Genomic DNA, 8,675 nt, shown 5'->3' with positions numbered 1-8,675 from the left:
GCTCACCGCGCCCGCGGTGGCGGCGACGACGAGCCCGGCCCGCGCAGCCTTGCGACCGGTGCGGTAGTCGCGGACCCGCCACCCCTGCTGCCGGGCGTGGGCGCGCAGCCGGGCGTCGGGGTTGATGGCGCAGGCGTCGCCCACCAGCGAGAGCATCGGCAGGTCGTTGGCCGAGTCGGAGTACGCCGAGCAGCGGCTCAGGTCCAGTCCCTCGCGGGCCGCGAGCGCCTTGATCGCCTCGGCCTTCGCCGGGCCGTGAAGCATGTCGCCGACCAGTCGTCCGGTGTAGACGCCGTCCTCGTGCTCGGCGATCGTTCCCATGGCCCCGGTGAGGCCGAGTCGGCGGGCGATGATCCGGGCGATCTCGATCGGTGCGGCGGTGACCAGCCACACCCGCTGCCCCTGATCGAGGTGCATCTGGGCCAGGGCCCGGGTGCCCGGCCAGATCCGGTGTGCCATGCCCTCGTCGAAGATGTCCTCGACCAGCGACTCGAGCTCGGTCACGGTGTGGCCGGCGATGAAGCCGAGGGCGGAGCTGCGTGCGTCGGCCACGTGCTCGGGGTCCTCGACGCCCACGAGGCGGAAGTACGCCTGCTTCCAGGCGGCGCCGACGATCTCGCGGGTCGTGAAGAACTCGCGGCGGTGCAGGCCGCGGGCGAGGTGGAAGATGCTGGCGCCCTGCATGATCGTGTTGTCCACGTCGAAGAACGCCGCGGCCACCGGGTCCACGGGGGTGTCGAGGGCCGTCTCCACCTCGGCCGCCGCGGCCGCGGCCTCGCCCGCCATGGTCGAGCGCTGCTGCAGGTTGAGGCGGCGGGGGCGGTCGGACGTCACGTCGCTCAGGGTAGTCCCGACGAGGGCGGCGGTCGGGCCGAACGAGCCGGGTGTCCCGCGGGATGTGGAAGGATCGATCCATGTCGTTGACGGACCTTGCGGACCTGGTCGCCGAGGCCGCCGAGGACTCTCCCGACCGGCTCGCCGTGGTCGAGTCCGGTGGGCGTGCGGTGACCTGGGGCCAGCTGGAGACGGACGTGTCCCGCTGCGCCAGCGGACTGGGTCGTCTCGGCATCCTGGCCGGGCACCGGGTGATGATCGCGGTGGGCAACCGCCTGGAGTTCGTCACCAGCCACCTCGGGGTGCTCCGGGCCCAGGTCGTCTCCGTCCCGGTCAACCCCCGCTCCACCGCCGACGAGCTGGCGCGGATGATCGCCGACTCCGGCTCGCGGCTGGTGATCGCGGACGTCGAGGCGCTGCCCGCCGTACGTGCCGCCGTGGCGACGGTCCAGGCGGCGCTCGACGGCGACCCCGCCCTCCTCGACCCCGACCTGGTCTCGCGCGCCGTGCACCCGCGGGTCGTCGCCGTGGGGGAGGAGCGCGGCCCCGGGGAGATCGGCTACGACGACCTCGTCTCCGGCGAGGCGCGGCCGGTCCCGCCCCTCCAGGACCCCGACAAGCTCGCCGCCCTGCTCTACACGAGCGGTACGTCGGGCCGCCCGCGCGCCGCGATGCTCACCCACCGGGCCTTCATCGCGAACATCGAGCAGGTCGCCGGGGTCGAGCCGGCGATGATCAACGGCGAAGACGTCGTGCTGGGCGTGCTCCCGCTCTTCCACGTCTACGGCCTCAACGCGGTGCTGGGCGTCGTGCTGCGCGAGCGCGCCAAGCTGGTGCTCGTCGAGAGGTGGGACCCCGTCGCGGTGCTCGACCTGATCGAGGACGAGGCGTGCAGCGTGCTGCCGGTCGCGCCGCCCGTCTTCGCGCACTGGTTGCGGCTCACCGACCTCACCGAGCACCTCGGGTCGGTGCGGCTGGTGCTGTCCGGCTCGGCGCCGCTGGCCCCCGAGGTGGTCGACGCCTTCACCGGCGCCACGGGCATCCCCGTCCACCAGGGCTACGGCCTGACCRAGGCCGCGCCCGTGGTCACCAGCACCCTGTGCAGCCGGTCGCACCAGTCCGGCTCGGTCGGCGCGGCCCTGCCCRGCATCGAGATCCGGGTCGTCGACGAGACGGGCCGGGTGCTCGGCGGGGAGGACCCCGGCGAGATCCAGCTGCGCGGCGCCAACCTCTTCAGCGGCTACTGGCCCGACGGCGCCGGCGGCGTCGACGCCGACGGCTGGTGGGCCACCGGCGACGTGGGCTTCCTCGACCCGACGGGCGACCTGTTCCTCGTCGACCGGGTCAAGGAGCTGGTGATCGTCAGCGGCTTCAACGTCTACCCGACCGAGGTCGAGGAGGTGCTGCGCGAGGTGCCGGGCGTCCGGGACGCCGCCGTCATCGGGGTCGAGGACGAGCAGACCGGCGAGGCCGTGGTCGCCTACGTCGTGGCGCCTGGTGCCGACCCGGAAGCCACCGGGGCCGCCGTGGCCGAGCACGCCGCCGTACGGCTGGCCCGCTTCAAGCAGCCCTCGCGCATCCAGGTCGTCGACGAGCTCCCCCTGACCGTCACCGGCAAGGTGCAGAAGGGCCGCCTGCGCGGCCTGGAGCGCCGTCGCGCCCTGGGGCTCCTGGAGTGACCGAGCCCGGATCGCTACCACCGCTCGCCCCGCGGGTCACCCTCTACGGCCGCCCGGGCTGTCACCTGTGCGACGACGCCCGCGCCGTCATCGAGGCCGTCTGCGCCGAGCTGGGGGAGTCCTACGTCGAGGTGGACGTCGACGACGAGCCGGCGCTGCTGGCCCGCTATGCCGAGGAGATCCCGGTGACCCTGGTCGACGGGCGCCAGCACGACTTCTGGAGGGTCGACCCCGACCGTCTCCGGGCCGCGCTGCGCCGCGGCTGACACCTCGACACACCCCGGTCGAGGTGGGGATACTCACATGTGCTAGCCGCGGTCTCCGCCGAGTTTGTTCTCCGGTTCACAAACTCCTACAGTGACCACGCCGCTCGACCTTGACCGGGTCTGCCAGTACCCGGGATCGAGCCGGCTGGAGAGAAGAGCAGTGACGGCACGGACTTCCACCGACAGCGCCCGGGACATCCCCGAGGCCACCGTCGCGCGGCTGCCCGTCTACCTCCGGGCCCTCATCGGTCTGGCCGAGGCGGGCACGGCGACGTGCTCCAGCGAGGAGCTCGCCGCGGCGACGGGCGTCAACTCCGCCAAGCTGCGCAAGGACCTCTCCCACCTCGGCAGCTACGGCACCCGCGGCGTCGGCTACGACGTGGAGTACCTGCGCTACCAGATAGCCCGCGAGATCGGCGTGACGCACGACTGGCCGGTCGTCATCGTCGGCATCGGAAATCTGGGCCACGCCCTGGCCAACTACTCCGGCTTCCGCAGCCGCGGCTTCCGGGTCGTGGCGCTGCTCGACGCCGACCCCGACCGCCACGACGAGCTCGTCGCCGGCATCGACGTGCGCCCGTTCGACGACCTCGAGGAGATCGTCGAGGACCAGGGCGTCGCCATCGGCGTCATCGCCACGCCGGCCATCGCCGCGCAGGACGTCGCGGACCGGATGGTCGCCGCCGGCGTCACCAGCATCCTGAACTTCGCACCGACCGTGCTGTCGGTGCCGGACGGCGTCGACGTGCGCAAGGTCGACCTGTCGATCGAGCTCCAGATCCTCGCCTACCACGTGCAGCGCAAGGCCGGAGCGACCGTGGCCGACGACCTCGACGGGCTCGATGACCGGCTCCACGAGACGGAGGAGATCGCATGAGCGTCCTGGTCGTGGGCGTGTCCCACCGCTCCGCCCCCGTGCCGCTGCTGGAGCGCCTCGCGCTCGACGCGAACGGGGTGACCAAGCTGATCAGCGACGTCGCCTCGAGCGAGCACGTCACCGAGGCGACCGTCATCTCCACGTGCAACCGGCTCGAGATCTACGCCGACGTCGACCGCTTCCACGGCAGCATCGAGGAGGTCTCGAGGCTGCTCGTCGACCGGGCCGGCGAGGCGCCCGAGGCACTCGTGCCGCACCTCTACGTCCACTACGACGACGGTGCCGTCTCCCACCTCTTCAACGTCGCCGCCGGACTCGACTCCATGGTCGTCGGCGAGGGCCAGATCCTCGGCCAGACCCGCGACGCGCTGCGGGTGGGCCAGGAGCTCGGCACCGTCGGTCCCGCGCTCAACGTGCTCTTCCAGCAGGCGCTGCGCGTCGGCAAGCGCTCCCGCGCCGAGACCGACATCGACCGCGCCGCGCCCTCCCTGGTGACCGCCGCGCTCGACCGGATCCCCGGCCAGGTGACCGGGCGTCGCGTCGTCGTCGTGGGCGCCGGCTCGATGGCCTCCCTGGCGGCCGCGACCGTCCACCGGATGGGCGCCAGCGACCTGGCCGTCGTCAACCGCACGCCCGACCGCGCCCACCGCCTCGCCACCGAGTACGACGCCCGCCCGGTGTCGCTGGTCGACCTCGACGTGGAGATCGGCCGTGCCGACGTGCTCATCTCCTGCACCGGCGCGACCGGCGTCCTGATCAGCCGCGAGGCGGTCGAGGCGGCCCGCGCGCACACCTCGGCCCCGCTGGCCGTCATCGACCTGGCCCTGCCCCACGACGTGGACCCCGCCGCCGCCGAGCTCCCCGGGGTGACCGTGCTGGGGCTGGCCGAGCTGGCCGAGGAGCTCAAGGGCTCCGACTCCGCCCGCGGCGTCGATGACGTGCGCACCATCGTCGCCCAGGAGATCGCCGCGTTCCTCGCCGCACGGCGCAAGGCCAGCGTGACCCCCACCGTGGTCGCGCTCCGCTCGATGGCCACCTCCGTCGTCGACAGCGAGATGGAGCGCCTGTCCGCCCGGCTCCCCGGCCTCGACGAGGCCACCCGCGCCGAGGTCCTGCACACCGTGCGTCGCGTCGCCGACAAGCTGCTCCACGAGCCGACCGTCCGGGTCAAGGAGCTCGCCAACGAGGACGGTGCGGTGTCCTACGCCGCAGCCCTGGCCGAGCTCTTCGCCCTGGACCCCGAGGCCGTCGACGCGGTCACCCGCGCCGAGCCCATCTCCCGGGAGGGGACCCCATGACCGGCACCGTGACCGCTCCCTCGACCACCCTGCGCCTGGGCACCCGGGCGTCCGCGCTGGCCACCACCCAGTCGGGACTCGTCGCCGATTTGATTCGTCAGCGGCTGGGGCGTGAAGTGGAGCTCGTGACCATCACGACCGAGGGCGACGTCAACACCGCCCCCCTGGCGGCCCTCGGGGGCACCGGGGTGTTCGTGAGCGCCCTGCGTGACGCGCTCCTGCGCGGCGAGGTCGACGTGGCGGTGCACTCGCTCAAGGACCTGCCCACCGCCCCCGCCGACGGCATCGCGCTGGCTGCCGTACCCACCCGAGAGGACCCGCGCGACGTGGTGGTCGCCCGCGACGGACTGACCCTCGGCGAGCTCCCGCACGGCAGCCGCGTCGGGACGGGCTCGCCGCGCCGCGCCGCACAGCTGGAGGCCCTGGGCCTGGGCCTGGACGTCTCGGGCGTCCGCGGCAACGTGGACACCCGCATCGGCAAGGTCGCCAGCGGCGAGTACGACGCCGTCCTGCTGGCCCGCGCCGGGCTCGCCCGCCTCGGCCGGCTGGACGACGCCACCGAGGTGCTCGACCCGCTGCAGATGCTTCCCGCCCCCGGGCAGGGAGCGCTCGCGATCGAGTGCCGGACCGACGACACCGACCTCGTGACCGGCCTCGCCGCGCTCGAGGACCCCGCCACCCGCGCGGCGGTCACCGCCGAGCGGGCCGTGCTGGCCACGCTCGAGGCCGGCTGCTCCGCACCCCTCGGCGCCCTCGCCGAGGTCGTGGAGGGGGAGGACGGCGACGAGCTGTGGGTGCGCGCGGTCGCGCTCTCCCACGACGGTGGCCTCTCGGTCCGGAGGAGCGCCACCGGCCCGGTCACCGACGCCGCCGGGGTCGGCCACCGCCTCGCGAGCGAGATGCTCGCCGACGGCGCCGCAGACCTGATGGCCGCAGATCCGATTCCCCCCGATTCGACTCCCCCCGATGTGATCGCCCCTGATTTGATGATGGAAGCACCAGTGAGGAAGCAGCAGGCATGACTCGTAGCCAGAGCCAGTCCCCGTCCAGCACGTCGGGCGCCGCGCCCCGTGGATGGGTGTCCTTCGTCGGCAGTGGTCCCGGCGACCCCGGCCTGTTGACCGTGCGCGCGGTGGAGCTCCTCCGCGACGCCGACGTGGTGGTGACCGAGTCACCCGAGCACGTGGGGATGGTCCGCACCCTGCTCGGCCTGCCGGAGCCCGTCGAGGGTGAGGAGCCGGCCGGTCCGCTCCTCGTCGACGGCGGCTTCGGCGAGGACGGCCAGCCGCTGACGCACGCCGCCCGCGCCAAGGTCGTGGTCAAGCACGGCAAGAAGCAGCGCGTCGTACGCCTCATGACCGGTGACCCGTTCCTCTACGCGTCGGGTCCCGAGGAGGCACAGGCCTGCGTCAAGGCCGGTGTCGGCTTCGAGATCGTGCCCGGCGTCTCCTCGGTCTCCGCGGTGCCCGCCTACGCCGGCATCCCGCTGACCACCAAGAACCACAAGGAGATGGCCGTCGTCACCTGTGGCGACAGGGTCGACTGGAGCCAGTACGCCGACGACCGCACCCTGGTGCTGCTGTCCGGCGTCGGCTCCATCGGCGAGACCTCGGCCGCCCTCCTCGAGGCCGGCCGCTCGGCCACGACCCCGGTCGCGGTGACCCGCGTCGGCACCACCACCGAGCAGGCCACGCTCATCTCGACCCTGGGTGACGTGGCGGCCGACGTCCGGGCCGCCCGGGTCGCCCCGCCGGCGATCATCGTCATCGGCGACGTCGTCGACCTGCGCGACACCCTGTCGTGGTTCGAGACCAAGCCGCTCTTCGGCTGGCGCGTGCTCGTCCCGCGCACCAAGGAGCAGGCCGGGTCGCTCTCGCGTCGCGTGCGTGAGTACGGCGCCGTGCCCGAGGAGGTGCCCACCATCTCGGTGGAGCCGCCCCGCAACCCGCTCCAGATGGACAAGGCCGTCCGCGGTCTCGTCGAGGGCCGCTACGAGTGGATCGCCTTCACCTCGGTCAACGCGGTCAAGGCCGTCCGGGAGAAGTTCGAGGAGTACGGCCTCGACGCCCGCGCCTTCTCGGGCCTCAAGATCGCCGCGGTCGGCGACAAGACCGCCCAGGCCATCGCCGCCTGGGGCCTGCGCGCCGACCTGGTGCCGTCGGGCGAGCAGTCCGCGGCCGGCCTGCTCGAGGACTGGCCGCCGTACGACGAGGTGCTGGACCCCATCAACCGGGTCTTCCTGCCCCGCGCCGACATCGCCACCGAAAACCTCGTCGCCGGCCTCGTCGACCTGGGCTGGGAGTGCGACGACGTGACGGCCTACCGGACCGTGCGGGCCACCCCGCCGCCGGCGCCGACACGTGACGCGATCAAGACCGGCAAGTTCGACGCGGTCGTCTTCACCTCGTCCTCGACGGTGCGCAACCTCGTCGGCATCGCCGGCAAGCCGCACCCGTCGACGATCATCGCGGTCATCGGCCCCGCCACGGCCAAGACGGCCGAGGAGCACGGCCTGCGGGTCGACGTGCTGTCGCCGCGACCCGACGTCGAGGTGCTCGTCGACGCGCTGGCCGACTTCGGCTCGGCCCGCCGGCTCGCGATGCTCGAGGCCGGTGACCCCGTCACCCGCCCGAGCGAGCGCAAGCCCGCCGCGCGTCGCAAGGCCCAGGCCAAGTGACCACCGGCGCGGGGGAGCAGCCCGACGTCGTCGGACCGGTCGTCCGGCCACGACGTCTGCGCCGCACCCCCGCGCTGCGCCGGATGGTCGCCGAGACCTCCGTCGAGCCGCGGCAGCTCGTGCTGCCGATGTTCGTGCGCGAGGGGATCGACGAGCCGCAGGCCATCGGCTCGATGCCGGGCGTCGTCCAGCACACCCGCGACTCCCTGCGCCGGGCCGCCGTCGAGGCCGCCGAGCTCGGGCTCGGCGGGGTGATGCTCTTCGGCATCCCGGCCGAGAAGGACGCGACCGGGTCGGGAGCGATCGACCCCGCCGGCATCCTCAACCTCGCGATCAACGACGTCGTCGCCGAGGTGGGCGAGGGGCTCACGGTCATGAGCGACCTGTGCCTCGACGAGTTCACCGACCACGGACACTGCGGCCTGCTGACCACCGACGGTGAGGTCGACAACGACAAGACCCTCGCGGCGTACGCCGACATGGCGCGCGCCCAGGCCGAGGCCGGCGTCGACATGGTCGGCCCGAGCGGGATGATGGACGGCCAGGTGCGGGTGATCCGCGAGGCGCTGGACGCCGCCGAGCACCAGGGCGTCTCGATCCTGGCCTACTCCGCCAAGTACGCGTCGGCCTTCTACGGCCCCTTCCGCGAAGCCGTCGACTCCTCGCTCGAGGGCGACCGGCGCACCTACCAGCAGGACTCACCCAACGCCCTCGAGGGCGTCCGGGAGGCCCTCCTCGACGTGGCCGAGGGTGCCGACATCGTGATGGTCAAGCCTGCCCTGGCCTACCTCGACGTCATCCGACGTGTCCGCGACGCCGTCGACGTGCCGGTCGCGGCCTACAACATCTCGGGGGAGTACTCCATGGTCGAGGCGGCCGCCGCCCACGGCTGGATCGACCGGGAGGCGGCGATCCTCGAGACGCTCACCTCGATCCGGCGCGCCGGTGCCGACGTCATCCTCACCTACTGGGCGGCCGAGGCCGCGCGGCTGCTGCGTCACTGACCGTCGCCGGCCGGCGGGGCTGCGACCTGGATCGACGCGC

General features: G+C 73.2%; 8 protein-coding genes. 7 read left to right on the top strand and 1 reads right to left on the bottom strand.

The features are described from left to right. Window positions 1–834 (bottom strand): HAD family hydrolase (locus AC1DQF_RS08655; RefSeq protein WP_477524812.1); only part of this gene is annotated, 834 nt, incomplete at its 3' end. Window positions 835–914: 80 nt separating this feature from the next. Between AC1DQF_RS08655 and AC1DQF_RS08650 the strand changes: the two genes are divergently transcribed. From AC1DQF_RS08650 to hemB, 7 genes are all read left to right on the top strand, one after another. Further along, window positions 915–2,513, top strand: a complete 1,599-nt coding sequence (locus AC1DQF_RS08650; protein ID WP_477524811.1) for a class I adenylate-forming enzyme family protein — start codon at window positions 915–917, stop codon at window positions 2,511–2,513. After that, window positions 2,510–2,779: a glutaredoxin family protein gene (locus AC1DQF_RS08645; RefSeq protein ID WP_477524810.1), complete on the top strand. Its 270-nt coding sequence runs from the start codon at window positions 2,510–2,512 to the stop codon at window positions 2,777–2,779. Before AC1DQF_RS08650 ends, AC1DQF_RS08645 begins: the two co-directional genes overlap by 4 nt. Before the next feature lie 160 nt (window positions 2,780–2,939). Then, the gene (locus AC1DQF_RS08640) at window positions 2,940–3,656 is read left to right on the top strand and encodes a redox-sensing transcriptional repressor Rex (protein WP_477524809.1); all 717 of its coding nucleotides are present in this window, start codon (window positions 2,940–2,942) and stop codon (window positions 3,654–3,656) included. Continuing rightward, window positions 3,653–4,954 (top strand): glutamyl-tRNA reductase, encoded by a 1,302-nt coding sequence (locus AC1DQF_RS08635; RefSeq protein WP_477524808.1) that lies wholly within the window; start codon window positions 3,653–3,655, stop codon window positions 4,952–4,954. Before AC1DQF_RS08640 ends, AC1DQF_RS08635 begins: the two co-directional genes overlap by 4 nt. Next, the gene (hemC, locus tag AC1DQF_RS08630) at window positions 4,951–5,976 is read left to right on the top strand and encodes a hydroxymethylbilane synthase (RefSeq protein WP_477524807.1); all 1,026 of its coding nucleotides are present in this window, start codon (window positions 4,951–4,953) and stop codon (window positions 5,974–5,976) included. The genes AC1DQF_RS08635 and hemC overlap by 4 nt, the downstream gene beginning before the upstream one ends. Further along, window positions 5,973–7,631, top strand: coding sequence for a bifunctional uroporphyrinogen-III C-methyltransferase/uroporphyrinogen-III synthase (locus AC1DQF_RS08625; RefSeq protein ID WP_477524806.1), 1,659 nt, complete (start codon window positions 5,973–5,975; stop codon window positions 7,629–7,631). Before hemC ends, AC1DQF_RS08625 begins: the two co-directional genes overlap by 4 nt. After that, the gene (gene hemB, locus AC1DQF_RS08620) at window positions 7,628–8,635 is read left to right on the top strand and encodes a porphobilinogen synthase (protein WP_477524805.1); all 1,008 of its coding nucleotides are present in this window, start codon (window positions 7,628–7,630) and stop codon (window positions 8,633–8,635) included. Before AC1DQF_RS08625 ends, hemB begins: the two co-directional genes overlap by 4 nt. The last annotated feature ends 40 nt before the right edge of the window (window positions 8,636–8,675 follow it).

The organism is Nocardioides sp. P4_G4 (genome assembly GCF_056401085.1).
This window is presented reverse-complemented; position numbering and strand designations above follow the sequence as displayed.

Coding starts and splice junctions, on each gene's coding strand:
- AC1DQF_RS08625 (WP_477524806.1), top strand. CDS start 5,973: ATGACTCGTAGCCAGAGCCAGTCCCCGTCCAGCACGTCGGGCGCCGCG.
- hemC (WP_477524807.1), top strand. CDS start 4,951: ATGACCGGCACCGTGACCGCTCCCTCGACCACCCTGCGCCTGGGCACC.
- AC1DQF_RS08635 (WP_477524808.1), top strand. CDS start 3,653: ATGAGCGTCCTGGTCGTGGGCGTGTCCCACCGCTCCGCCCCCGTGCCG.